This is a genomic window from Aestuariivivens sediminis (genome assembly GCF_022662105.1).
In the GTDB taxonomy this organism is placed as follows: Bacteria; Bacteroidota; Bacteroidia; order Flavobacteriales; family Flavobacteriaceae; genus Aestuariivivens; species Aestuariivivens sediminis.
In genome coordinates, this window is record NZ_JAKMCP010000003.1 from 391,712 (window position 1) to 417,981 (window position 26,270).

General features: G+C 36.5%; 27 protein-coding genes. 18 read left to right on the forward strand and 9 right to left on the reverse strand.

Annotated elements, in window-relative coordinates:
* The first annotated feature begins 31 nt into the window (after positions 1–31).
* The 13 genes from MR054_RS09750 (at position 32) to MR054_RS09810 (ending at position 12,026) form a co-directional block, all read left to right on the forward strand.
* Positions 32–397 carry a hypothetical protein gene (locus tag MR054_RS09750; RefSeq protein WP_242157704.1) on the forward strand — a complete coding sequence of 122 codons (366 nt, stop codon included), beginning with the start codon at positions 32–34 and terminating at the stop codon, positions 395–397.
* Between the two features lie 46 nt (positions 398–443).
* On the forward strand, positions 444–986 hold the full coding sequence (locus MR054_RS09755) for a YceI family protein (protein WP_242085150.1): 543 nt from the start codon (positions 444–446) through the stop codon (positions 984–986).
* A gap of 16 nt (positions 987–1,002) precedes the next feature.
* Complete coding sequence (locus tag MR054_RS09760; protein ID WP_242157705.1) at positions 1,003–1,911, forward strand: nucleotidyltransferase domain-containing protein; 909 nt, start codon at positions 1,003–1,005, stop codon at positions 1,909–1,911.
* Positions 1,904–3,373 (forward strand): B12-binding domain-containing radical SAM protein, encoded by a 1,470-nt coding sequence (locus MR054_RS09765; protein ID WP_242157706.1) that lies wholly within the window; start codon positions 1,904–1,906, stop codon positions 3,371–3,373. Before MR054_RS09760 ends, MR054_RS09765 begins: the two co-directional genes overlap by 8 nt.
* Positions 3,363–4,145 carry a class I SAM-dependent methyltransferase gene (locus tag MR054_RS09770; RefSeq protein ID WP_242157707.1) on the forward strand — a complete coding sequence of 261 codons (783 nt, stop codon included), beginning with the start codon at positions 3,363–3,365 and terminating at the stop codon, positions 4,143–4,145. Before MR054_RS09765 ends, MR054_RS09770 begins: the two co-directional genes overlap by 11 nt.
* Positions 4,142–5,515: a B12-binding domain-containing radical SAM protein gene (locus MR054_RS09775; protein ID WP_242157708.1), complete on the forward strand. Its 1,374-nt coding sequence runs from the start codon at positions 4,142–4,144 to the stop codon at positions 5,513–5,515. The genes MR054_RS09770 and MR054_RS09775 overlap by 4 nt, the downstream gene beginning before the upstream one ends.
* Position 5,516: 1 nt before the next feature.
* Entirely contained in the window at positions 5,517–6,275 is a 759-nt protein-coding gene (locus tag MR054_RS09780) for a class I SAM-dependent methyltransferase (RefSeq protein WP_242157709.1), read from the forward strand.
* A 309-nt stretch (positions 6,276–6,584) separates the two neighbouring features.
* Complete coding sequence (locus MR054_RS09785) at positions 6,585–7,592, forward strand: hypothetical protein (RefSeq protein WP_242157710.1); 1,008 nt, start codon at positions 6,585–6,587, stop codon at positions 7,590–7,592.
* The gene (locus tag MR054_RS09790) at positions 7,579–8,271 is read left to right on the forward strand and encodes a methyltransferase (RefSeq protein WP_242157711.1); all 693 of its coding nucleotides are present in this window, start codon (positions 7,579–7,581) and stop codon (positions 8,269–8,271) included. The genes MR054_RS09785 and MR054_RS09790 overlap by 14 nt, the downstream gene beginning before the upstream one ends.
* The gene (locus MR054_RS09795; protein ID WP_242157713.1) at positions 8,272–9,144 is read left to right on the forward strand and encodes a flavin reductase; all 873 of its coding nucleotides are present in this window, start codon (positions 8,272–8,274) and stop codon (positions 9,142–9,144) included.
* Positions 9,145–9,148: 4 nt separating this feature from the next.
* A complete protein-coding gene (locus MR054_RS09800; protein ID WP_242157715.1) occupies positions 9,149–9,835 on the forward strand; it encodes an FkbM family methyltransferase in 687 nt (228 codons plus the stop codon).
* An 11-nt stretch (positions 9,836–9,846) separates the two neighbouring features.
* A complete protein-coding gene (locus MR054_RS09805) occupies positions 9,847–11,364 on the forward strand; it encodes a B12-binding domain-containing radical SAM protein (RefSeq protein ID WP_242157716.1) in 1,518 nt (505 codons plus the stop codon).
* Positions 11,364–12,026, forward strand: coding sequence for a methyltransferase (locus MR054_RS09810; protein WP_242157717.1), 663 nt, complete (start codon positions 11,364–11,366; stop codon positions 12,024–12,026). Before MR054_RS09805 ends, MR054_RS09810 begins: the two co-directional genes overlap by 1 nt.
* Before the next feature lie 2 nt (positions 12,027–12,028).
* Here the strand turns inward: MR054_RS09810 and carB are convergent, their stop codons facing one another.
* Both carB and rpmH read right to left on the reverse strand, forming a co-directional pair.
* Positions 12,029–14,881 carry a carbamoyl-phosphate synthase large subunit gene (gene carB, locus MR054_RS09815; RefSeq protein WP_242157718.1) on the reverse strand — a complete coding sequence of 951 codons (2,853 nt, stop codon included), beginning with the start codon at positions 14,879–14,881 and terminating at the stop codon, positions 12,029–12,031.
* Positions 14,882–14,993: 112 nt separating this feature from the next.
* The gene (rpmH, locus tag MR054_RS09820; RefSeq protein ID WP_040492009.1) at positions 14,994–15,155 is read right to left on the reverse strand and encodes a 50S ribosomal protein L34; all 162 of its coding nucleotides are present in this window, start codon (positions 15,153–15,155) and stop codon (positions 14,994–14,996) included.
* Between the two features lie 303 nt (positions 15,156–15,458).
* Here rpmH and MR054_RS09825 point away from each other — a divergent pair, with 303 nt between their 5' ends.
* Positions 15,459–16,037 (forward strand): tetratricopeptide repeat protein, encoded by a 579-nt coding sequence (locus MR054_RS09825; RefSeq protein ID WP_242157719.1) that lies wholly within the window; start codon positions 15,459–15,461, stop codon positions 16,035–16,037.
* 18 nt (positions 16,038–16,055) lie between these two features.
* Here MR054_RS09825 and MR054_RS09830 read toward each other — a convergent pair whose 3' ends face one another.
* Positions 16,056–16,976, reverse strand: a complete 921-nt coding sequence (locus MR054_RS09830) for a lytic transglycosylase domain-containing protein (RefSeq protein ID WP_242085164.1) — start codon at positions 16,974–16,976, stop codon at positions 16,056–16,058.
* 50 nt (positions 16,977–17,026) lie between these two features.
* Positions 17,027–17,692 (reverse strand): alpha/beta hydrolase, encoded by a 666-nt coding sequence (locus MR054_RS09835; RefSeq protein WP_242157720.1) that lies wholly within the window; start codon positions 17,690–17,692, stop codon positions 17,027–17,029.
* Between the two features lie 120 nt (positions 17,693–17,812).
* Between MR054_RS09835 and MR054_RS09840 the strand changes: the two genes are divergently transcribed.
* Positions 17,813–18,109 carry an N-acetyltransferase gene (locus MR054_RS09840; RefSeq protein ID WP_242157721.1) on the forward strand — a complete coding sequence of 99 codons (297 nt, stop codon included), beginning with the start codon at positions 17,813–17,815 and terminating at the stop codon, positions 18,107–18,109.
* 81 nt (positions 18,110–18,190) lie between these two features.
* On the opposite strand, the gene MR054_RS09845 is transcribed toward MR054_RS09840, so the two are convergent.
* Both MR054_RS09845 and mtaB read right to left on the reverse strand, forming a co-directional pair.
* A complete protein-coding gene (locus MR054_RS09845; protein WP_242157722.1) occupies positions 18,191–18,559 on the reverse strand; it encodes a hypothetical protein in 369 nt (122 codons plus the stop codon).
* Between the two features lie 125 nt (positions 18,560–18,684).
* Entirely contained in the window at positions 18,685–20,016 is a 1,332-nt protein-coding gene (mtaB, locus tag MR054_RS09850) for a tRNA (N(6)-L-threonylcarbamoyladenosine(37)-C(2))-methylthiotransferase MtaB (RefSeq protein WP_242157724.1), read from the reverse strand.
* Between the two features lie 90 nt (positions 20,017–20,106).
* On the opposite strand from mtaB, the gene MR054_RS09855 reads away from it, so the two are divergent.
* On the forward strand, positions 20,107–21,726 hold the full coding sequence (locus MR054_RS09855; protein WP_242157725.1) for an ABC transporter substrate-binding protein: 1,620 nt from the start codon (positions 20,107–20,109) through the stop codon (positions 21,724–21,726).
* Between the two features lie 132 nt (positions 21,727–21,858).
* Here MR054_RS09855 and MR054_RS09860 read toward each other — a convergent pair whose 3' ends face one another.
* From MR054_RS09860 to MR054_RS09870, 3 genes are all read right to left on the reverse strand, one after another.
* The gene (locus MR054_RS09860; RefSeq protein WP_242157726.1) at positions 21,859–22,767 is read right to left on the reverse strand and encodes a TolB family protein; all 909 of its coding nucleotides are present in this window, start codon (positions 22,765–22,767) and stop codon (positions 21,859–21,861) included.
* Positions 22,768–22,848: 81 nt separating this feature from the next.
* A complete protein-coding gene (locus MR054_RS09865; protein ID WP_242085171.1) occupies positions 22,849–24,024 on the reverse strand; it encodes a GlmU family protein in 1,176 nt (391 codons plus the stop codon).
* 128 nt (positions 24,025–24,152) lie between these two features.
* Entirely contained in the window at positions 24,153–24,404 is a 252-nt protein-coding gene (locus MR054_RS09870) for a type B 50S ribosomal protein L31 (protein WP_242085172.1), read from the reverse strand.
* Between the two features lie 152 nt (positions 24,405–24,556).
* On the opposite strand from MR054_RS09870, the gene MR054_RS09875 reads away from it, so the two are divergent.
* Both MR054_RS09875 and MR054_RS09880 read left to right on the forward strand, forming a co-directional pair.
* Positions 24,557–25,090: a DUF4199 domain-containing protein gene (locus tag MR054_RS09875; protein ID WP_242157727.1), complete on the forward strand. Its 534-nt coding sequence runs from the start codon at positions 24,557–24,559 to the stop codon at positions 25,088–25,090.
* Between the two features lie 167 nt (positions 25,091–25,257).
* Positions 25,258–26,205 (forward strand): glycosyltransferase family 2 protein, encoded by a 948-nt coding sequence (locus tag MR054_RS09880; protein WP_242157728.1) that lies wholly within the window; start codon positions 25,258–25,260, stop codon positions 26,203–26,205.
* Positions 26,206–26,270 lie beyond the last annotated feature (65 nt).

Here is a 26,270-nt window from a genome sequence, read left to right on the forward strand (position 1 = left end):
AATGATTTTATTAACCTAAATTATGTACGCTATGAATTTTAAAAATTTAACTTTTATTTTGTCTCTGGTCTTTCTTATATGGGGATGTTCCAGCAGCAGCACTGATGATTTAACCAACAATCCGGATCCAGACCCCAATCCCGATCCAGATCCCATAACCTATAACGCCGATATTGCAAGTATTATAAGCAGTAACTGTATAGGTTGTCATGGTAATCCGCCTACTCAGAACGCTCCATTTTCTTTAACAACTTACAACGAAGTAAAAACTAGAGTCAGCACAATAATCAGCAGAATAAATAATACAACTAATCCCATGCCACCAACTGGTCTTATGCCGCAAACCAATAGAGATTTAATACAACAATGGAAAGATGATGGTCTATTGGAAAACTAAAAAGGCGTTTGGTACCGTTTTTGACATCCATACTAAAAACAAAATCATGAAATATTTCGTTTATCTCCTTTTCTTTATAAGTGCCTCACTATTGTCGCAAACCAAATACCTTACAAAAAATGGGGTAGTTGGATTTGAGGCTTCGGTCCCTTCATTTGAAGAAGTAAAAGCCAGTAATAACGCCGTCACCGCCATACTGAATGCGGATAATGGCGAGTTTGCCGCTCTGGTCCTGGTAAAAGGCTTTCGGTTTAAAAATGCGTTAATGGAAGAACATTTTAACGAGAATTATGCAGAATCCGACATCTATCCCAAGGCAACATTCAAAGGGACCCTGAAGGACTTTGACAAATCCAGACTAAACAGTGGGTCAAAATTTAAAATAACGGGCGAACTGATGTTTCACGGGGTTACGAAAACATTTGATGATATTGATGTATCTTTATCCTCAAAAGGCAATGAAATCCAAATGTCCGGAAAATTTCAAACTTTAGCATCTGATTTCGATATCAAAATACCTAAAATTGTACGGAACAAAATTGCTGAGACCATAGATGTCGACTTTAATTTTAAATTGCAATTAAAATAAATATAAAAACCCATTGATGGACGTTTTAAAAACCATACTATATTTTTCCATTTTCAATTACCCGGTAACCAAAGATGAGGTTTTAAAATTTTCGAATTGTAAAACTTTAGAAGAAGTACATCTTGAACTGGAAAATCTTCTGGAAGCCCGTATCATTTGTAAAATTGGTGATTATTATTCAAAAACCAATAATTCCCAATTTATTGAAAAAAGAGAAATGGGAAATCGTATGGCCAAAAAGGTGATGCCCAAAGCCTTAAAAAGAGCTTATTTAATATCTCAATTTCCATTCGTTAAAGGGGTTGCCTTTTCCGGTGCGTTTTCCAAAGGGTACTTTGACCAAGACGGAGATATTGATTTTTTTATTATCACCGAAGCCAACAGGTTGTGGGTGGCCAGAACCCTGCTAATACTCTACAAAAAACTATTTTTATTAAACTCGAGAAAGTATTTTTGCGTTAATTATTTTCTCAGTGAAAGTGCTCTGAAAATTTCAGAGCAAAATAGATTCACGGCCATGGAAATCGCAACCTTAATTCCCCTGCATGGACAAACGCATTTTGATCTGTTTTTTAAAAAAAATAACTGGTTTTTAAATTACTTTTCAAATATTTCCACACAAGATAAAATAAGGGAAATTTGTGATATTCGTCCCGCATGGCCCAAACAATTCGTTGAATTTACATTGCGTTCAAAACTTGGAGATCTGTGGGAAAATTGGTTTCGGAAAATGACCCTTCTGAGATGGAAATCAAAATTCCCTGAATTACCGGATGAAGACTTCAAATTAGCCATGAAATCCACCAAAGACGTATCCAAGCACCATCCTAAAAACTATCAGAAGAAAGTAATAAATTCTTTGAATGAGTTATATGTACAGATTAATGAATCCCATCAAATTGTTTTAGACCCTGAACATGCTTGATGTCTTGTTTTCACATTCATATTATTATAAATTAGATCCCAAGCAGTGGAGTAATCAAAATCCTTATCCCCCTTTGGGGACACTCTTTGCGGCATCACTTCTTAGAAAAAATAACTATTCCGTTGGACTATTCGACACCAATTTAAAAGATGGGCCGGAATCCATTGAAAAGGACCTGCTCACATTACAGCCTAAATTTTTGGTCCTGTATGATGATGGATTTAATTATTTAACCAAAATGTGCCTGACCAATATGCGTGACGCTGCATTTAAAATGATTGGTATCGGGAAAAAACAGGGGTGCGTGGTTGTTGTAAATAGTTCCGATGCCACAGATCACTATCAAAAATATTTGGATCAAGGCGCCGATTTTGTCATTCAAGGTGAGGGAGATCAAACTTTGTTAGAACTCATTGATGGATTACAGAAAAATAATGACATTAGCAATCTTAAAGGTTTAATCTTTTTAAGTGAAAACAAAACCATTGTTAATCCAAAACGAGAGGTATTAAGAGAACTAGATACCTTGCCTTTACCCGCCTGGGATCTCGTGGATATGGCCAGTTATAAAGAGGTGTGGAAAAAAAGCGGGAAACCATTCACCTTAAATATGGCTACCACGCGAGGTTGTCCCTTTAAATGTAACTGGTGTGCAAAGCCTATTTATGGTAATCGATATAATTCACATTCCCCAAAATATGTGGTTGAACACCTTAAAGTTTTAAAGGAGACCTATGATGTAAAACGGTTTTGGATGTGTGATGATATTTTTGGTCTTAAACCCAATTGGGTACAGGAGTTTAACAGAATCCTTAAACGTGAACAGTTATCGATTTCATATTATATTCAAAGTAGGGTTGATCTCCTTTTAAAAGATGATACCATTAATGCTTTGGCGGAAAGTGGATTGGAAGAAGTCTGGGTGGGTGCCGAAAGTGGATCGCAAAAGATTTTGGATGCCATGGATAAAGGCATCACCGTAGAACAGATAAAAGAAGCCACAAAACGCTTAAGAAAAAGGGGCATTCGTGTTTCATTTTTTATTCAGTATGGCTATTTGGGCGAGACCCAAGAGGATATTCAAAAGACCATAGACATGATTAAGGATTTATGTCCTGATAATTTGGGTATCTCTGTTTCTTATCCTTTGCCGGGCACAAAATTTTACAACAAGGTAAAGGAGGAATTAAACATCAAATCCAATTGGACAGACTCCGATGATCTTGCCATGCTGTTTCAGGGAACTTATAACAGTAGATATTACAAAACATTACACAGATACACACATAAAGAATATAGAAAAAGTCAGGCTTTAAAAAATTTGAAATCGTTTGTTCAAAATCCCTTTACCCTTTTTGCCCAATCACGGTTGCGATCCATGTCATTATATCTGTACTATGTCCTTTCCGCTTGGTTCTATAAATTTCAACTCAAAAGCATACAGATGAGCGATGGAAAATAGTTTTGATGCAGTTGCAGTAGATTATGACCAATCATTTACCAAATCCCAAATTGGTAAATTCCAACGTGAAATGGTCTACAGCTATGTCCTGAATTTTATACCCAGGAATACGAAATTGCGTATATTGGAAATTAACTGTGGTACCGGCGAGGATGCCATTTGGTTTGCCGAACAGGGACATGAGGTATTGGCAACGGATATTTCCCCTGTGATGTTGGACATGGCCAAAATCAAAACCAAGTTAAAAAATTTACGCTTTCAACAATTAGATATCAAAGCTATTGATCAACTAAGCCCTGAAAAAAAATACGATATATTATTTTCCAATTTTGGAGGATTAAACTGTCTTTCTCCGAGTGAACTAAAACAGTTTTACCAGACATCGAGAAAACTACTTAAGGACGATGGAAAAATGATCCATATTATTATGTCCAAATGCTGTATTTGGGATAATATCTACCTTTTTTTTAAAGGTAAATGGAAATCATTATTCAGAAGAAATACGACTAACCCCGTTGCTGTGAATATCAATGGCTGTTCCATACGGACATGGTATTACAATCCTTCTGATATTGTCTCGTATACCAGAGACGTATTTAATTTGGAAACCTATTACCCGATTGGATTCTGTATTCCACCGTCCTACCTGGAACACTTTTTCTCCAAAAAAAAAAGTGTATTGCTTTTGTTGGTCTGGTTGGACCGTCACTTGCAATTTAGTATAATTTCGAAATATGCCGATCATTTTATCATTAGTCTAAAAGCCAAATGAACATACTATTAACACATGGGTATTACTTGAATGAGGATAAAAAGGAGGCAAAAATAATGAAGCCTTATCCGCCTTTGGGATTACTGTATGTTTCGTCCTTTTTAAAGGAAAACGGACTTAAAAATAAGGTGTTCGATAGCACTTTTTCCTCACTTGAAAAACAACTTCAATGGATTGCGGAAAACCAACCAAAAATTGTTGGCATTTATACGAATCTTATGACGAAAATAAACGTTATAAAGCTGGTAAAACTCTTAAAGAATAATCCTGAATTTGGCTTACCTCATATTATTCTCGGTGGGCCCGATGTGACCTTCAATTGTAAAAACTACTTAAACTCTGGAGCTGATTTTTTGGTAATTGGCGAAGGTGAAGAAACCATGTATGAACTGTGTTCGGCATTGATAACCAATGACGAATACCAATCCATTAAGGGTATTGCTTATCTGGTAAACGGACAGCTTATAAGGACGTCAACACGTTCCAAAATAAAGGATTTAAAAAATTTGCCCTTCCCAAACCGAGCAGCTATTGATTTCAAACCCTATTTAGATACCTGGGAAACCTATCATGGTAAAAGCTCTATGACCATAAGCACCCAACGGGGCTGCCCTTATACCTGTAAATGGTGCAGTACAGCGGTCTACGGACAAAGCTATCGCAGACGTCCTGCTAAACAGGTCGTAGAAGAAATAAAATTAATATTAGATACCTATCACCCGGACGCCCTGTGGTTTGTGGACGATGTATTTACTGTAAGTCATAAATGGATTGATGAATTCCATAAAGAAATGACCACAAATCATCTGAATGTTCCCTTTGAAATAATTACCAGAGCCGAACGCCTTAATGAAAGGGTGCTTAAACAGCTTAAAGACATAGGGTGTTTTAGAATTTGGATTGGTGCGGAAAGTGGCTCACAAACAGTCATTGATGCGATGGACCGACGTGTTGAGATTGAATCCGTTAAACAAATGATTCAACAGACCAATGCATTTGGAATGGAAACAGGCACATTTATTATGCTGGGTTATCCCGGGGAAACGGAAGCCGATATAAAAGAAACCATTCAATACCTTAAAGAGGCTAATCCAACACATTACACCATTACGGTGGCATACCCCATTAAAGGGACAAGCTTATATGAGGACATTGAGGATCGCATTATCCATCAACCCCATTGGGAAACTTCAACAGACAGGCAAATCGATTTTAAAAGGACCTATAGAAGGAAATATTACGATTATGCGGTAAAAAAAGTCATTAATGAGGTGGAATTCGAAAGAACAAAAACCTTTTCCAGAGCTTTAATTCACAAAGTCAAATCAACGCTGTTGAGTCTGATCATGTTATCCTTAAAATATTCTTGAAATGAAAAAATCGTTTCAGGAAATAGCGTATTTAACCCCTCGTGATCATGCCAGTGCGTTTACTGAATTGTACATTGCCGTTAGAAAAAAGGAGAACAGGGTATTGTCAGATGAGGAGGTTTTAGAATTGCCAAATGTTTCCAAAAGAGTTTTCAACTACAAAGAATGGAGGGTTCGAAAAAAATCAGCCCATAGATTTTTAAATTATCTGTCTCAACAAAAAAAGATCCGTTCTGTTTTGGACCTTGGTTGCGGTAATGGTTGGTTTTCCAACTGGATTGCGAAATCTTTTTCTTCCATAACTGTTACGGGGTTAGACATAAATGAAATCGAACTGGAGCAAGCGAATAGAGTGTTTCAAAGCACCAATTTAAAATTTGCTTATGCGGATATTTTTAAATTAGAACCCAGTGCTGAAAATAAATTTGACCTGATTGTATTAAATGCAAGTGTTCAATATTTTTCGGATTTTACAGCACTCATTTTAGTATTGAGGACCTTTTTAGAACCAAATGGAGAAATCCATCTTATAGACAGTCCGTTTTACAACGATCATCAAATATATAAAGCTCGCGAAAATACGAAAAGCTATTTCAAAAAACTGGGGTTTCCGGAGATGTCCAAATACTATTTTCATCATAATGTAAAAAAGCTTCATGCCTTTAATATCCTTTACAGACCTGAAAAAAGACCTGTAGATCTATTATTAGGCAGAACAGATTCTCCTTTTATGTGGTTAAGACTTAAAGATTCAACATGATTGAGGCATTTTAAGCGTTAGAAAACATGAATGACGCCATGGTACACAGGAGCAGATGATACATCATATTTTTAATATGGAATATAGATATAAGGGCCTTCCTGTCATAGTATGGAGCAAAATAATTATGAAAGATCAAAATTGAACAAAAAATTAGCGTATAGAGGATTATATATTATTAAAAGCGGAGTTCGCAGCTTCTTACCGGCTATATTTTCAGTAGTACTTTCTGTACTGATTATAAAACTTTTTTCGAAAGCGCTTTGGGGCGATTTTGTTAAGTATAATATATACCTTTTAAGCTCAAGCATGATATATTCATTTGGAAATAAAGAATTTTTACTTAAAGAATTTAGTAAAACCCCTTCCAAAATCAAGTTGCTTTTTAATGAGGCTTTCACGTCCCGTCTTCCATTTCTTTTTTTAACTATGCTGGGAGCGGTAATTCTGTATCCTCAGTCCTCACATTTGGCTTTTATGATATTACTGTTGTCCGGATATGTGTGCAATGCTTTCAGTACACTGGTCATTTATAACAAAAACTTTAGTACAGCCATTCTTATCGAGCTTCTCGCCTTTTCAGTGTTCGTAAGTTTAATTTGGATATCTAAACCCTCTACCATTGTTAGCCTCTTTAATTTATTTGCCATCCAATATGGCCTTAAAATGGCACTTTATATGTTACTCATTAAAAATATGGGTTTGCAACTATCTCCATTAAACTTTTCTTTTCACTATATCAAAAAAACCGTCCCATTTTTCCTTATTGGGCTCATTGGATTTATTAACACAAAAGTGGATCTGTTTTTAATTATATATTTTGAAAAAAATGAAACCATTGCACTATATCAAATTATTACTAATTTCTTTATTATGGTACAATCCTTATCTGTAATTATTTCTTTACCTTTTACCAAACATATTTATCGTCTGAAATATGACCTATTGCTCAAAATTGAAAACAGGATTAGACTATTTGCACCACTGTTTATAACCCTATGTTTACTTTTCACCTATTTTATCATAGTCCTGGTCTATGGTTTTAATTTTAATGCCTTGTTCTATGTGTTTGGTTTCTTTATCATATTTCCCTCCTATTGGTTATTAATCAGATATTTTGTCCTTTTTAAAAATGGAAAGGAAATGCTAATTTCGAAGATTAGTTTAATTTCAGTCCTCATAAACTTTATGAGCTCCTTAGTATTATTAAAATTAGGCTATGGCATGCTGGGCGTTATTGCAGGCAGTGCTTTAGCTTCAGTGGCCACAGTTTTTATGTTCTTTTTAATTAAAAAAAGCACCTATGAAAGGAAATAGCCAACACTATTACGATAGTATCGCGAACAACTATGAATCACTTCTTGAGGAATACAAGGCCCATAAGTCCATTAGGTCTATGGTTCAAAAGGAATTTACCAGGACCGTTCCTCAGAGTAGCAAGGTTTTGGATTTTGGTGGTGGTACCGGATTAGATTTGGATTGGCTGGTTAAAGATTACAGGGTTACGTTTTGGGAGCCCTCACAAAAAATGAGAGCCATCGCGAAAATGAAAATCAAATCAAATGATTATAGGAATATAATCTGTATTGACAATCGCAAAAATGATCTGGACTCCTTAATAAAAACCGTGGGCAACCTTACATTTGATGCTGTTTTAGCGAATTTTGCCGTTTTAAATTCTATTCAAGACCTCCACCATTTGGCCACGAAACTGCAAGTTATGACCTCAGAGCGTTGTGATTTATTTTTTCTCGTTCTTTATCGGTTTCCTCATACACGTGTTGGCAGGCTAAGGGATTATTATTTTAATATGAGATTTTATTGCCGTTTCCACCCTAAAAGGTTTCATATTACTCATAATAATATCGTCCATGATATATTTGTTCATCCTTTAAATCATATAAAAAGAAGTTTTAATTCCAGTTTTAAACTAATTTCGGTGAAACAGATAAATAATTCGTATTTCAAGTTGTTGCATCTTAAAAAGAAACCATGAATGTCCCAGTTTAAATTTATAAAAGAATTTATTCCTATTGCTTATGATAATCACGTATATCAGGCCGTACTACATGTTGGTGAAAAGGTCATAGATATTACAAATTCAGAAAATATTTTAAGCATTTCCCCCAACATCTTTGGATTTTATTACGAGGAGCACAATTATGATTTCAGCGAGAAAACCAGTGTGGTTTTAAAATATTTCAAAAAGAATTCCCTGCTGTCATCCAATAAATTGACCTATAGTGAAAAAATCAAACTAACGGAAAAGGGGTATTTATTCTTATTTAAAGTTAAAAATACCTCTTATAAAAATTTCCAAACGATTAAAATTTCTGTTTTTAACCTCCTGTTATTTTTAAAAAAGAAAGGGAAAATGGAAGTCAGTTTTAACCAAAACAAACAAATAATATCTTTTTTCTCCATTCCAAGAACGGTCTATTTATGTTCATTCACTTCAATGGAAAACCAAAGCTGTATTTTTCCAATTGATCTGGTTATTGATAAATCCGATGAGGATTTGATGATTTTCTCAATTAGAAAATCAAATAGGATTGTGCCAAAACTTAGTCAAGAAAAAAAAGCTGTTATCATATGCAGTAGTTACATCAATAAAAGAGAAATTCTTAAACTGGGTAAATATCATTCGAAATCATTTCCGAAAATTTCAGATTTGGAATTTAAAACGTTTAATAGTAAGATTTTTAATTATAATATTCCTTGTTTCCTCGATAGCTATATGGAATTGGAAATTAGAATCGAAAAAGACATCGGGCAGCAAATTGTATTTGTTGGAAAGGTAATTCACAAAAAAACAGGCGCATCTAAAGATCCTCCATTAGCACATATACATTCACTTTTTCATTCTTGATTCAATGCCATTAAAAGGTTTTATACAGCAAAAAAAGCTATTCCGTTTTTACAAAACACTCATTAATAAAAATGATTTGTGTTTTGATATAGGAGCCAACCTTGGAAGAAAAAGTAAAATTTTTCTATCATTGGGGGCGAAGGTTATCGCTTTTGAACCCCAAAGTTCCTGTTCTAAAGCCTTACTTAAAATTCAAAATAAAAATAAAGATTTTACTTTTATTCGTGCCGGTGTTGGGGAAAGTAACGGTTTGGAAGAATTATTTATTGGGAGTCATATTGAAGTTTCGACTTTTTCAAAAAAATTCATGCGTTTTTTTGAAAATGAGGCCATTTACTGGCCCCGTTCGGAACCCATTGAGGTCATGACATTAAATACCATTCTAAAGACTTATGGGGTGCCCGATTATTGTAAAATAGACACTGAAGGTTATGAGCTCAAAATTCTTGAATCCCTGAATCAACCTATACCATTCATTGAGTTTGAATTCACTTCGGGTTTTATGGATGAAACGATACAAATCATTCATAAACTCTCAAGTCTTGGCCCCACTAAATGGAACTATATTTTAAATGAAAACCCTATATTTAAACTATCTAATTGGGTATCCTCCCATGAGATGATGGCCCTATTTGAAACTTTACCACAATATCGATTGCATGGCAACCTGTATGTAAAAACCGAAATATAATAGTTTATCCTATGACCCCTAAGGTGTTAATATTCAACCCGCGCAGTGCTAACAGCAAACACCGCATTCCCAACTCGATTCTTCAGGTTGGAGCTTCCATTCATGGGATATATGATTATGTGTTCGTGGACGGGAATTTGGAAAAGGATCCTTGGTTAAAACTAAAAACCTTCTTTACATCGGGTAGGATAAAATATTTCTGCATTACGGTTATGCCGGGACCACAGTTAAAACAAGCCATACCATTTTCTAAACGTATAAAGGAACTGTTTCCAAAAACAATCGTTATTTGGGGTGGCTACTTTGCATCCAATCAATATAAGGTGTCCTTAGATTCAGGGTTTGTCGATTATATTGTTAGTGGCCCCGGTGACCATGCATTTCCACGTTTATTAGATTGTTTGGAAAGCGGCGAGTTTCATAAACTTGAAACGATTCAAAATCTCATCTATAAAGCATCCCATAAAATCATTAAAACAGCTAAAGAACCCTTACTGGACCAGGATGCCCTGCCACCATTACCCTATGAATATCTCAACACCTTTTATCCTCTGGAACAGTATCTGGGCAAAACATTTCTGGGTAAAAAAACATTCGCGTATCATTCTAGCTTTGGCTGTCCATTCACTTGCTCTTTCTGTGCTGTTGTACCCATTTATAACGCCCGGTGGAAGGGAAAATCGGCAAAAACCATGTACGATGATATTTCCTATTTCAAAAAAAATTATGGGATTGATGCCATCGAATTCCATGATAACAATTTTTTCACTTCAAGAAAACGGGTGGTGGAATTTTCGAAATTGATTTTAAATGATGGCATTTCATGGTGGGGAGAAGGCCGAATAGATACCATTAATCAATATTCGGACGACGATTTAATACTGATGCGAAAAGCAGGCTGCAAAATGATTTTTCTGGGTGCAGAAACGGGTAATGACGAGGTGTTGAAGCAAATGGACAAAGGCGGGCAACAAACCGGACAAATGATCAAAGACTTTGCCGTTCGGATGAAAAGAATCGGGATCATCCCGGAAATGTCTTTTGTACTTGGATTACCTGCCGATTCAAAGGATAAAGTCATGGATCAAATTGACATGGATATTGAATTCATAAGAAACATAAAAGCTCTTAATCCGGATACTGAAATCATCATTTATCTTTACAGCCCTGTACCATCTGAAGGCTCGGAATTGTACCAACAAATTGTTGCTGCCGGTTTCACTTTTCCAAAACATTTAGAAGCCTGGATTTCACCCGATTGGGAACATTTCGATTTGCGTAAAAACCCATTAACCCCTTGGTTAACCCCATCTATGGTCGATAAAATTAAAAATTTTGAGACCGTTTTAAACGGGTACTACCCCACGGTATCCGATTTTAGGCTTAGAGGTTTAAAACGGAAAATTATTAAACAATTGTCTGCATTTAGATATAAAAATAACCTCTATGCATGTCCTTACGAGATTAAGCTGTTACAAAAGCTTTGGAAATACCGTCAACCCGAAATAGAAGGCTTTTACCTGGAATAATGAACCCCATTCTCAAAAAAATAACGAGTCCTGTATTGCAGTGGTGTTATAAAAAATACTATTCAAAACCGCGTCCTTTTCGCTACAAGGATATACATATTATCATCTATCCAGGTGTTTTTGCCCCGCAATTCACATTTAGTACAAAATTACTTCTGAATTATATGGAAGGTCTGGATCTCAAGGGCAAACGATTTTTAGAGCTAGGCTGTGGCTCCGGCATTATAGCTTTGAATGCTTCAAAAAAAGGGGCTTTTGTGACGGCTTCCGACATCAATAAAAACGCTATATCCCAACTTCAACAGTCAGCCGTCTCTAACCACCTGGAATTAAAAACCATCATATCCGATTTATTCAATGCCATTACTGAGCCTCACTATGATTATATTTTCATCAACCCGCCCTATTACCCCAAAACGCCCCAAACTATTGAGGAGCATGCCTGGTATTGTGGACCCCATTTCGAGTATTTTAAAAAACTTTTTGAACAGCTTTCAACCTATGTCGCCTCCAAAAGCGAAATTATTCTTATCCTTTCTGAGAATTGCGATATTATAAGCATCCGGACCATTGCCCATACCAACCATCTGGATTTACATCTTATAAAAATTGAAAAAAATATATGGGAACGCCATTACCTGTTTAGGGTCGTGAAAAAATAATTTTATTTACTCAAATACATCTTCCTTCTGGAATACAAATCGTAAAATTCATCATCCTTCAAGCTATCGATAAACAAGATACTTTCTCCGGTGCTCTTCATTTCCGGCCCTAATGTTTTATCGACATTTGGGAATTTATTAAACGAGAAGACCGGTTGCTTAATGGCATAACCCTCCAATTTGGGATTAAAGGTAAAATCTTTAACCTTCTTTTCACCGAGCATCAATTTAGTGGCATAATTTACGTAAGGTTCTTTATAGGCTTTTGCAATGAATGGAACCGTTCTGGATGCCCTTGGATTTGCTTCTATAATATAGACCGTATCATCTTTTATGGCGAACTGAATATTTATTAAACCAACCGTTTTAAGTGCCAGCGCAATTTTTTTGGTATGATCCTTTATCTGTTGCATGACAAATTCCCCCAGATTGAACGGTGGTAGAGTTGAATTACTGTCACCGGAATGGATGCCGCATGGCTCAATGTGTTCCATGATTCCAATGATGTATACCTCTTCTCCATCACAAATGGCATCTGCTTCAGCTTCAATAGCACCATCTAAATAATGATCCAGGAGCAATTTATTATTAGGTATTTTTCTTAAAAGATCAACAACATGTTCTTCCAGTTCCTGCTTGTTAATTACAATTTTCATCCCCTGGCCTCCCAATACATAGGATGGTCTCACCAAAATTGGAAAATCCAATTTATCAGCCACCTGAAGCGCCTCTTCAGCCGTTTCGGCCGTATCAAATTCCGGATAAGGAATGTTGTTCTCCTTTAGCAAGGTTGAAAAACTTCCACGATCTTCTGCCAAATCAAGGGATTCAAAACTTGTACCTATAATTTTTATACCATATTTTGTTAACTTCTCAGCCAATTTTAAAGCCGTCTGTCCTCCCAACTGAACAATTACACCCTCTGGTTTTTCGTGTTTAATGATATCGTAAATATGCTCCCAGAATACAGGTTCGAAATACAACTTATCAGCGGTATCAAAATCGGTTGAAACGGTTTCCGGGTTACAATTAATCATAATGGTTTCATATCCACACTCTTTAGCGGCATACACACCATGAACGCAGCAATAATCGAATTCTATCCCCTGCCCAATCCTATTAGGTCCCGAGCCTAAAACCACAATTTTTTTCTTATCACTCACCACACTCTCATTTTCCGCATAACGTGTGCCATCGGCTGTTTCCATATCACTTTCAAATGTCGAATAGTAATATGGCGTCTGGGCCTTAAATTCGGCTGCACAGGTATCGACCAGTTTATACACCCGATTAATCCCCAATGCTTCACGCTTATTATATACCTGGCTTTCCAGGCAACCTAACATATGTGCTATTTGTCTATCGCCATATCCTTTTTGCTTGGCTTCCAACAGAAGATCCTTTTCGATGGTGTCGATCGTATAGGTCGAGATCTCCTTTTCCAGGAAAAATAATTCCTCATATTGCTTTAAGAACCACATGTCTATCTTAGTGATTTCGTGAACGCGACTTAACGGAATTCCCATTTTTATGGCATCGTAAATAATAAATACCCGATCCCAGGAAGCATGTGTGAGCTTTTCAATAATTTGATCATATTTGGTATTTTCCTTACCGTCGGCACCCAAACCATTGCGCTTTATTTCGAGAGACTGTGTGGCTTTATGCAGAGCTTCCTGGAAGGAACGTCCAATTCCCATGACTTCACCTACCGCTTTCATTTGTAGTCCCAAAGTCCTATCAGAACCTTCAAATTTATCAAAATTCCAACGTGGTATTTTTACAATGACATAATCTAAAGTAGGCTCAAACAATGCCGAAGTTGATTTTGTGATTTGGTTGTTCAATTCATCCAGATGATAGCCGAGTGCAAGTTTTGCAGCTATTTTTGCTATCGGATATCCGGTTGCTTTACTCGCCAAAGCAGAAGACCGAGATACCCTTGGGTTAATTTCAATAGCAATAATATCTTCTTTTTCATCCGGACTTACTGCAAATTGTACGTTACAACCTCCTGCAAAATCTCCTATGCTACGCATCATGTGGATAGCCATATCGCGCATACGCTGGTAGGTTCTGTCACTCAAGGTCATAGCAGGAGCAACCGTAATGGAGTCACCCGTATGGATTCCCATGGGATCCATATTTTCTATGGAGCAAATAATAACCACATTATCATTGGAATCACGAAGCAATTCCAGCTCATATTCTTTCCAACCAATTAACGCTTTATCGATCATGACCTCATGAATAGGAGAAATTTCCAGGCCACGACGCAATAGCTTATCGAAATGTTCCTCTTCATAAACTATGGCCGCACCCGCACCACCCAGGGTAAAGGAAGAACGAATGCATAAGGGAAATCCAAATTCCTGGGCAATTTCCTTGCCTTTTAAAAAGGAGCTTGCCGTGGCTTGCGGGGCCATGGGTATTCCAATTTTTTCCATTAATTCCCTAAATTGTTCTCTGTCTTCTGTAATGTTAATCGCGTTAATATCCACACCAATCAATGCGACACCAAAATCTTTCCAAATCCCTTTCTCATCTGCCTCAATACAGAGGTTTAATGCCGTCTGGCCACCCATAGTGGGTAAAACGGCATCTATTTGGGGATGTTCAGTTAATATTTTTATTATGGATTTGGTATTTAGTGGTAGCAAGTATACATGATCGGCCATAGAGGGATCGGTCATAATGGTTGCCGGATTCGAATTAATAAGTATGGTTTCAATTCCATCTTCCCTTAATGACCGTAACGCTTGAGACCCGGAATAGTCAAATTCACAAGCTTGCCCAATAATAATAGGACCTGAACCAATAATTAGTATAGATTTAAGATTAGATTTTTTTGGCATTTTTTTTTGTTATGTATTGTGTTTTAAACTTTTACAAAAATAGTAATCAAGAGATATAAAAAAAGGCGTTACGCTTAAGTAACACCTTTATATTATCAACAATTGTTAATCATTATTTTTTATGTCTGGCTTCCGATGACACCGATAATTTTTTTCTTCCCTTAGCTCTTCTGCGTGCTAAAACTTTTCTGCCATTGGCAGAAGCCATTCTTTCTCTAAAGCCGTGCTTATTTTTTCTCTTTCTTTTAGAAGGCTGAAATGTTCTTTTACTCATTATCTCGTGTCTTTAAAATCTAAAATTGTAAAACCAGTGCAAATCGTTTTGCGCTTTTCCAAAACTGAGGGCAAATATACGAACCCTTTATTACTTTGCAAATCATTTTTATAAAATATTTTTTAATATTTATTTTTCCTGGTAATATTCGTTTAGCCCTTTATTTATTTGAGATAAACACATTTTTTGTTTCATCAATATGGGTCAATTTTGATTAAATTTTAGTTTATTTGCAGTCTAATTAACTGTCGGAGTTTCTTTTTTTAATGAATAACTTTGTAAAATTGCATCAAATATAACCTTATGTACAATAAAATCATAAAACTTATAATAGCCCTTGGTATTGTTGCTTATGCCGTTTATCAATTTACTGAAGGATATGTTGGCAATGGTATTATGTATATATTTTTGTCGTCCATTTTTATATTCCTTTACTTTAAAAACGAGTTCATTTTATTGGCATTCTTAAGATTGCGTAAACAAGATTTTGACGGTGCAAAAAAATGGCTTGGTAAAATTAAAAATCCTGAAAGTGCTCTGGTTAGAAAACAACAGGGATACTATAACTACCTTCAAGGAATTATGGTGTCTCAGAGCAATATGAATGAGGCCGAAAAATATTTTAAGAAGGCCGTGGCATTGGGTCTAAATATGAAGCATGATTTAGCTATGGCTAAGTTGAACCTTGCCGGAATTGCGTTCTCCAAGCGCAGAAAACAAGAGGCTAAACAATTGCTTTCCGAGGCTCAAAAATTAGATAAACAGGGCATGCTTTCAGAACAAATAAAAATGATGAAACAAAATATGAAACGTGCGCAAATGCCAAATCAGCATTATGGCACCGGTGGTTCATTACGGGCACAAAAACGCAGATCTAAATAAGGAATCCTTTATAAAAAGCTATTGATAATAGCCTTCCCGGGGAATTTCAATTTCGTATAATTTTCTTGATTTGTTGTTTAAGTGTGGTTCCCTCAACCAAGGATTGTGCAGTTTAAGAATTTTATAATTAATTCCAAACTGTTCTGCAAATTTAGTGAAATCGGTTACTGCGGTATCCACCTCTACTTTAAAGGTTGGCACACTATGATACAAATCTTTATCCCTGAAATTAAAGCCGTATTTACCGGGGTGATTTAAAATTTCTTTAAATGCTACTATCCTAAAGATATAGCGACCTGTTTCCTCTCCAAGGAGCAAATCGTAATAATTGGTTACCTCTTGTTCCTTTAATCGCCTTGAAATACCCGCATTACCGGCATTGTAAGCCGCAGCAGCTAGCGTCCATGACCCAAGTTCCTCTTTCGATTTTAACAGGTACTTACTCGCCACCTCGGTAGCCATTTCCAAATTGTACCGTTCATCAACGTTTTGGTTTATCTCTAATCCATTTTCTTGTCCCGTGGACTTCATGATCTGCCAAACGCCCCGCGCTCCTGCAGGCGAAACCGCATTGGTAAGGCCACTTTCTATAACCGCAAGATATTTGAAATCGTCTGGAACACCATATTTTTCCAAAATGGGTTCTATAATGGGAAAATACTTTTTGGCTCGCTTAAACATGAGTAGTCCATTGGATTGCCAATAGGTATTCACCAGGAGTTCCCTATCCATTCGTTCGTGGATATCCGGATTCTTTAGAGGCATAGGTTCACCTGCAAAATCCAAATATTCCGGAATTTGTAAGGCGTAAACATTATAGTCATTAATTATTTTTTTTTCTAGATTTTCATCGGTAGGAGCATCCTGGAGGGCATGAATAAATAAGAAACACAAACTTAACAATCCCACAAACGCGAGTCCCTTTTGTACTGTCTTCATCGCAAATAAGTTTTGTCTAAAATTATAAAAAATATTTGAACAAATCTTAACTATCCCTCTAAAATTATAGTGGGCAGGTGCGTATTAAACCATCTGAATTTATTTATAATCATAACATGCGTACCGCCTTTTATGGTCATACAATCACTAATGTGTTTTATAGGAAAAACATGATCGTGATCGCCATGGATATGAACGATTTTTGGAATCACCTCCTGTTGATTCCAACAGACCAATTGCTCAATAGCCCACTTTAAATATTCCGGCTGGTTAAACGACAGGTATCTTTTATAAAGATCCAGTCGCCGCTTCACATTTTCACCAAAAGCATATTTCGAAAACAGTTTAATATTCGAAATCCATTTTGTAGGCAACAGTTTATAGGCCCTGGTCCATTTTAGAAGTAAAAAACGCTTGGGCAATTCGGATGATGATTTGACACTCGATACAATAATCAATTTTTTCACCTTAATATGCCTGCTCATTTCCTGCACCAAAATTCCTCCAAAAGACACCCCTAATAATACAATTTGGTCATGATGAATATGCTGATTCATTCGAAGAGCATAGGCCTTAAGGGTCTCATTTTCAATGGGAAGCATCCATTCTAAATAATGGATTTGAAATTGCTCATTGGGCAATTTAATATATTCGAAAATTTGAGGGCTGGCAGCCATTCCCGGCATGAGATACACATGTATTAACTCTTGACTCATAAGCTTTTAACCTTATTTCCCTTTTATTATGTGGATTTTTTTTGTACTTTTGCATAACAAATTTATACAAATAGTTTTCACTATTTATTACTCCTAAGTAAATTAATTAAAACACTTACCATGTTTGATGTAGCAGAATTAATTGACAATGATTTTTTACGCCAATACGAATTAAAAATTGATAATCATTTAGCTAAAATTGAGTACTCTCTACAAGAGCGCAAGATCTTTTTAACAAAACTTGTCATTCCCAGCGAAATCAATAATGATGTCTTTAAAAAGCAATTTTTAGCCGCTGTATTTGATCAAATTGAAGAACGCAATTTAAGCATTGTCCCTACCAGTCCGGAGATTGCCCGATTTGTAAGAAGTAACCGCAAATACAAACGTATGCTTCCGGTTGGGGTAAGGATCTAAATTATAACAATGAACGGTTAAACAAAAACTCCGAAGTGTACTTCGGAGTTTTTTTATGAACTATTCCCTTAATTTATGATCCTAATAATACCTTGAATAATCATTCGATACTTTTAAAAACCGCAAATTGGAGGGACTTAAAACCAATTCACCTTCTGCATTTATACTGTAGTTTCTCTGCATCGTATTACCATCCGTTATCACTATATCCTTGTTATTGACCATCCAACTAAAGGAAATGGCGCTAGAGGTGACTTCGGCATCGTTGGCCATGGTTTCTATACTTAAACCGGTATTATGTTCTCCAAATACCAAAGTGTACGTATGACTGGAAACCGTGGTTTCCCATACTCCGAGAATATTATGATCTTCATGGATTTCCTCTTCTGAACAAGACGTGAAAAATGAAATAAGAATAAAACCAACGAGCAACTTTAAGTAGTTTTTCATAACTAATAGATTTGGGTTCTTTAGTATTGAAATATAATTTCACCTCAAACCTACTTTAGTCTTGCGGAGCCATCAAATAAATCCGATTAAAATCAATAAAACCAACCTAAAAGGTCATTTTTATCTTAATGGACCAGGATTTTGGCATTTAAAAATTCAAATCGCATACAACCATCATCGTCAATATGAGTTAATTCTACCTCTTGTAAAGTGTTGACCAATTCAGGATTCCATGGGGTTTTTACTTTGACATAGTTTTCTGTAAATCCATGAATATAGCCGTCCTTATTCTCCCCTTCAAATAAAACGGTTCTGCTGGTTCCTATTTGACTTTCATAAAAGGCACGGCGTTTTTTAACCGATAAACCGCGTAACATTTTACTCCGTTTACGCCTTACGGCTTTAGGCACCACGCCATCCATGTCAACCGCCTCAGTACGGTCGCGCTCCGAATAGGTAAAGACATGCAAATAGGCTACATCTAGAGCATTTATGAAATGATAGGTTTCCAAAAAATGGGCATCAGACTCCCCAGGAAAGCCTACAATCACATCAACCCCAATACAGGCATGTGGCATCAATTCTCTTATTTTTGCAACTCTATCCACATACAATTCCCTTAAATACCGACGTTTCATCCTTTTTAAAATGGCATTACTGCCAGACTGCAGTGGAATATGAAAATGTGGCACAAAAGCTCTGGATTTCGCTACGAGTTCGATGGTTTCGTTTTTTAATAAGTTAGGTTCAATCGAAGATATACGCAAGCGTTCAATGCCCTCAACTTTATCCAGTTGGGATACCAAATCCAAAAAGGTGTGTTCGTGCTTTTTGTTTCCAAACTCTCCTTTACCGTAATCACCAATATTTACGCCGGTCAATACAATCTCTTTAATATTCTGTGAAGAAATCTCCCTGGCGTTTTTTAAAACATTGCCCATAGTGTCACTGCGTGATATACCGCGAGCCAACGGAATAGTACAATAGGTACATTTGTAATCACAGCCATCCTGCACTTTTAAAAAGGCTCGCGTTCTATCGCCTATAGAATAAGACCCCACATAAAAATCGGCTTCCTCAATTTCACAGGAATGCACTTCTCCAAAATCATTCTTGCTTAAATCGTTTATATAATCGGTAATTTTAAACTTTTCTGTTGCGCCCAGGACCAAATCGACGCCATGAACATCAGCCAATTCCTCCGGTTTTAACTGCGCATAACAGCCAACTGCTGCAATAAATGCTTTTGAATTGGCTTTTTGAGCTTGTTTCACTATGGTTTTAAAACGCTTATCGGCATTTTCAGTAACAGAGCAGGTATTAATAACATAGATATCTGCCTGTTCCGAAAAATCAACGCGATCGAAACCCTCATTTAAAAAACCTCTTGCAATGGTTGATGTTTCAGAAAAATTAAGTTTACAACCTAATGTATAAAATGCAACTTTTTTGTTCATTTGTGCTTTTATGTCTCCTAACTTGTATCAGCCGGTTATAACATTTATATTTACTGTTAAAAGACTGCAAATTTACAACTAATAAGTTATATGTTAAAACCTACTCAAAAACATTTAAAGAACTATTTTTCAATTGGTTGTATTTCAATATTTCTCTTATCATGCACAGGGGACCTGAATTCCAACAGGGATCATTTGGTTTTTCGATACAATGAATACGCGAACTTAAACACCTTAGACCCGGCTTTTTCCAGAACATTACAGGACAATTCGGCGTGCAATCAACTGTTTAACGGATTGGTTCAATTTGATCAAAATCTTAACATTCTTCCATCAATTGCAAAGCACTGGACAGTTTCCAATGATGGGATCTATTATAAATTCACCTTACGTAAAGATGTGTTTTTTCATAAGCACCCCTTATTCGGAAAAGATTCTACAAGATTGGTCACTGCCGAGGATTTTACCTATAGTTTAAATCGACTAAGGAATCCCAAAATAGCTGCGCCCGGAAGTTGGGTACTTAACAAAGTGGATGATTTTGAAGCCCTTAGCGATACGGTCTTTCAAATTAAATTAAAACAACCGTTCCCTGCTTTCATTGGTTTATTGACCATGAAATATTGTTCGGTGGTCCCTAAGGAAATTGTGGATTACTATGGGGATGAATTCAGGTCACATCCTATTGGTACCGGTCCTTTTAAATTCAAACGATGGGAAGAAAACATAAAGTTGGTTTTTAGAAGAAATGAACTTTATTTTGAAAAGGATAGTCATGGGCAAGCCATACCTTATTTGGAGGCCGTGGCTATTACGTTTTTACCCGATAAGCAGAGTGAGTTTTTGCAGTTTGCACAGGGAAACATTGACTTTTTAAATAGTTTGGACGCGTCCTATAAGGATGAATTGTTAACGGCTGATGGTAATCTAAGAACCTCCTATGCAAAACAGGTTAATATGATTCGTGGCCCTTATTTAAATACGGAGTATCTGGGCTTTTATTTAGACTCCGAAACTCCTGAAATACAGTCGGAATGGATACGCAAAGCCATCAACTATGGTTTTGATAGAAAAAAAATGATGATTTATTTGCGTAACGGCATTGGAAATCCGGCTAACGGAGGTTTTATACCCATCGGACTTCCCGGATACAGCCAGGCCATAGGGTATACCTACCAACCCGAAAAAGCCAAACAGCTTATCGAAAAATTTAAGACCGAAACAGGAATTCTAAACCCGGAAGTTACTTTAAATACAACCAGTAATTATTTGAGTTTTTGTGAATTTATACAACGGGAACTTCAAAAAGCAGGATTAAAAATAAATGTCGATGTCATGCCGGAGGCCACCTTGAGAAGTGCACGATCCAATGGTAAGGTCGATCTGTTTAGAAGTTCCTGGATTGCCGATTATTTGGATGCCGAAAACTACTTATCCATTTTTTACAGCAAAAATTTTGCCCCTTATGGATCGAATTATTTTCATTTTAAAAGTGACCTGTTAGATAGTTTATATAACAAAGCATTTACCATTACCCATATTGAGGAACGCAAATTACTCTATACCAAAATGGATTCCATCGCCATGCAAAAGGCCATCATGGTGCCGTTATATTATGATGAAGTGGTACGCTTCACCAGAAAAAATGTGAAGGGTTTGGGTATTAACCCTATTAATTTATTAGATTTAAGATATGTTAGAAAAGACTAAACGGCCTTCGGTTCCCCAATACTCAGCGGTCATACCAAACCACAATGGATCGTCCTAAACCCATATGGAATACGATACGCGCTTCCACGAACAGTAATGGGATGCAGGACCAGATTATCGAATCGTTTAACCTTAAGGTTTGGCGAAATAATAAATATCATCATCCCCTTTACCCCCATCTCGCTTAGACACAAAGAATCCCGAGCGATTATCGGCATTCATAATTAACGAAAAGTCATCTTTATCACTGTTTAGTGGTTTGGGGAGTTTTTCGGCCTTTTCGTAAGTACCATGTTCATTCATCTTAGACTTATACATATCAAATCCCCCATAGCCCGGTCGGTTTGAAGCAAAGTATAAGGTATTGTCAGGACCCACAACCGGAAACATTTCACGGCTATATGAATTTATATTGCTTCCCATATTGGCGGGGGCACTATAGGTATTATGATCCACAATATCAACCTTAAAAATATCCGATCCCCCTTTTGTCGTTTCCTTACCTCCTCTCAGGTTAGCAATAAAAAAAAGGGTTTTTCCATCGTTACTGAACGCAGGATGCCCATAGGAATAACGGGGTTCACAAAACGGGAGTACTTTAAAATTAGTCCAACCAAGTCCTTCCTTATATGCCCCTATTTCCAAATGAAAATTGGTGTCTTTAAAATCGCCTTGGGGTTTGGTTTTATGAGTGTACTGTGTGGTGATAATCAGATGTTGGCCGTCAGGTGATACTGCAGCACTCGTTATGACAGAAAGGTTGGCCTCCGGATCTATTGCAACGGGACTTACAGCCGTAATGTTACCTCCCGGATTTACAACCCCTTCGTATAGGGTCAAGACAGGATGACCGCCTACCGATTCCACCTTGCCTCTTTTATTTATAGCATAGGAGATATAGAGTATTTTACCCTTTGGGGTTTCCATTAAACCAAAATGTGGATATTCCGTATTACTATCCAAATTCGAAATGGTATAATCCGGGGTTTGAGTGAAACCATAGACACTCAATACAAAAACTAACAAAGGAAACGGGTTCATGACGTAGGTTATATTTGATACGTATCAAATATAACATTTTGCAGGAAACAGCATGAAAATATGGGTTAAGGTTCTTAAAAATTAAGATCTTCTGTAAGATTTGGTCAATTCAAAAACCTGTTCTAAAATATGTTGTTCTTGAGCCGTAAACTCTAATCCGCGTCTGGAAAATACGCGTTCAGCAACTTCAAAGGCCCTTTTGGTTTGGTAGGTGGTAAAGCCGCTACTACCGCCCCAACTGAAACTAGGAATGAAATTCCTGGGAAATCCCGAACCAAAAATATTAGCACTTACGCCAACAACGGTTCCGGTATTAAACATGGTATTTATACCACATTTACTATGGTCGCCCATCATTAATCCGCAAAATTGCAAACCCGTTTTAGCAAAATTCCCGGTATCATAATTCCACAAACGTACTTCAGCATAATTGTTTTTTAAATTGGAACTATTGGTATCGGCACCCAAATTACACCATTCCCCGATCACCGAATTGCCAAGATAGCCTTCATGTCCTTTATTGGAATTGGCAAAAAATACCACATTCTTCACTTCTCCACCCACTTTACAATACGGTCCTATGGTGGTAGCGCCATAAATTTTAGCGCCCATTTTAGTGCCAGCTCCTTCACATAAGGCCAATGGTCCTCGAATAAGGGTCCCTTCCAAGATTTCGGTATTTTTACCAATATAAATGGGTCCCGTACTCGCATTTAATGTGGCAAATTCCAAAACAGCGCCTTCTTCAATAAAAATGTGCTCTGCACCAATAACCTGATTACTTGATGGAATTGGTTGAGAGATTCGATCTTTGGTCAAAAGATTAAAATCCTCCTGGATAGCCTCATCATTTTTTGAAAAAATATCACAAATATGTTCTATTTTTATAATGTCTTCGTTAAACTCTAAGGCTTCAAAACGACTAAAATCAATATCCTCCTGAGCTTCTTTGGTATAAAATGCAATGATATCTTCATCTTTAAAAATGGCCTGGTTTTCCTGAAGCTCCCTAACCATTTCCACCAATTCTAAATTGGGCAGAAAAGCGGCATTAATCATGATGTTTTCATCCATTTCCACCATGGGATACTTATCGGACAAGTAATCTTCAGTAACGGTTGTTGTAGTCGTCTTTAAATAAACTTCCCACTTTTCGCGAATCGTCAATATACCGACTCTAATATCTGCTACGGGTCTGGTAAAAGTAAACGGTAACAAATTGTTACGTGACGGACCATCAAAAAGTATGTAATTCATAAGTCGTAATTTCTAATGATAGCAAGGAACCTTAAAGGTATGCAAATGTGTTCGAAAACATCATAGGCATACATAAAAAAAGCCTTTCAAAGGTATTGAAAGGCTCTTTATTCGTATTCAAACTAAACTTATTTTTTAAATTTAGCATATTTGTTTTTAAACTTATCAATACGACCGGCCGTATCTACCAATTTAGATTTACCGGTATAGTAAGGATGCGATGTTCTTGAAATCTCCATTTTTACAAGTGGATACTCAACACCATCAACCTCTATCGTTTCATTTGTGTTAGCTGTGGATTTTGATATAAACACATCATCGTTAGACATGTCTTTAAACGCTACCAATCTATAATTTTCCGGATGTATGCCTTTTCTCATCGCTTTAAACTTTTCTTTTCAAATTTCGAGCTGCAAATTTAAATATTTTTTATTAATGAACAATGGTTTTTTATTGTTTTTTATTTACTGCAAGCATGTAACGAATTAGTATCTTTGAATACTAACCACTAAGAACTCATAAATTATTATTAATGGAAAAATCATCAAACGCTTCGGCTAAGGATTATGGCTTCTATTTAGGTGTCGCTTTAGCCCTTTGGACCGTTATTGCTTACGCTTTAAATTTAGAATTATTGGTAAATTTCTGGATAAATTTGCTCATCCTTCCTATAGTTATTGTTGCAGCCGGCGTGGTCGCTACCGCAAAATCAAAACAACTTCAAGGGGGCTTTATCTCCTTTAAAGGCGCCTTTACGAGCTATTTTATTACCGTCGTAATCGGTATTCTCATTAGTTTTATGGTAAGTATTATTTTGTTTAACTTCATTGATACTGAAGCCGCAAATACCGTTAAAGAAATTGCTGTTGAAAAAACCATTTCGATGATGGAAGGATTTAATACCCCTCCGGAAAAAATTGCAGAACAAGTCGATGCCATGGAAAACCAGGATATTTTTTCTTTAAAAACCCAGGTATTCCAAATAGCACAAAGCATTATTCTTTTTACCATATTGGGTTTAATTGTTGCAGCCATTATGAAAAAAACCAACCCGGACGCTCAATAAATGCTGTATTTTTCTTAGTAAACTTAAATTTTGTACCCGAAATTCACAAAATTTAAGTTTACTTCGGGAACCGCTTCATGAGTACACGATTTTCCCCATGCATTTGAGATGCATTTATAAATAAAAAAAATCATGTACTTTTGAAATGTTAAATTTCCATTACCCTTATGAATTTATCTGTAGTTATACCGCTGCTCAACGAGTATGAGTCCTTACAGGAATTAAATGATTGGATTGTGAAGGTTATGGCAGCCAATCATTTTTCGTATGAAATTATTTTTATTGACGATGGCAGTACGGATAACTCCTGGCAAATTATTGAAGCTCTTTCTACAGAAAACCCTAACATTAAAGGTATCCGATTTTTAAAGAACTATGGAAAATCGCAGGCGCTGCATGCGGGGTTTGAAAAGGCACAGGGTGATGTGGTGATAACCATGGATGCCGATTTACAAGATAATCCGGATGAAATCCCTGAACTTTACCGCATGATTGTAAATGATGGCTTCGATTTGGTATCGGGATGGAAGAAAAAGCGCTATGACGCCATGCTTTCAAAGAACCTGCCCTCTAAACTATTCAATTGGGCAGCCAGAAAAACTTCCGGGGTAAAATTACACGATTTTAATTGTGGTCTGAAAGCCTATAATAAAGAGGTTGTAAAAAATATAGATGTTAATGGGGAAATGCATCGTTATATCCCCGTACTCTCAAAAAATGCGGGATTTACCAACATAGGTGAAAAGGTTGTTCTCCACCAGGCAAGAAAATATGGGGAGACCAAGTTTGGCATGGATCGTTTTATACACGGGTTTCTGGATTTAATAACCATTTGGTTCTTATCGCGTTTCGGTAAACGTCCCATGCATTTATTTGGTGCTTTAGGGGTACTCATGTTTGCCATTGGTTTTGCTTTTGCCGTTTATTTGGGCATCGATAAATTATTTTTAAATCCAACAGGAAGGCTAATTACACAACGCCCACAGTTTTATCTTGCCCTGTCAACCATGATTATTGGAACACAGTTTTTTGTTGCTGGTTTTTTAGGCGAAATTATTTTACGTACAAAGGATAGCAAAAAAAGGTATCTCATAAAAAATAAGTTGAATTTTTAGTCAAACTATTCCATTTTCTCTCCAGTTTCCTAGAAAATATCAAAATTTGAAAAGTATTATTTTTC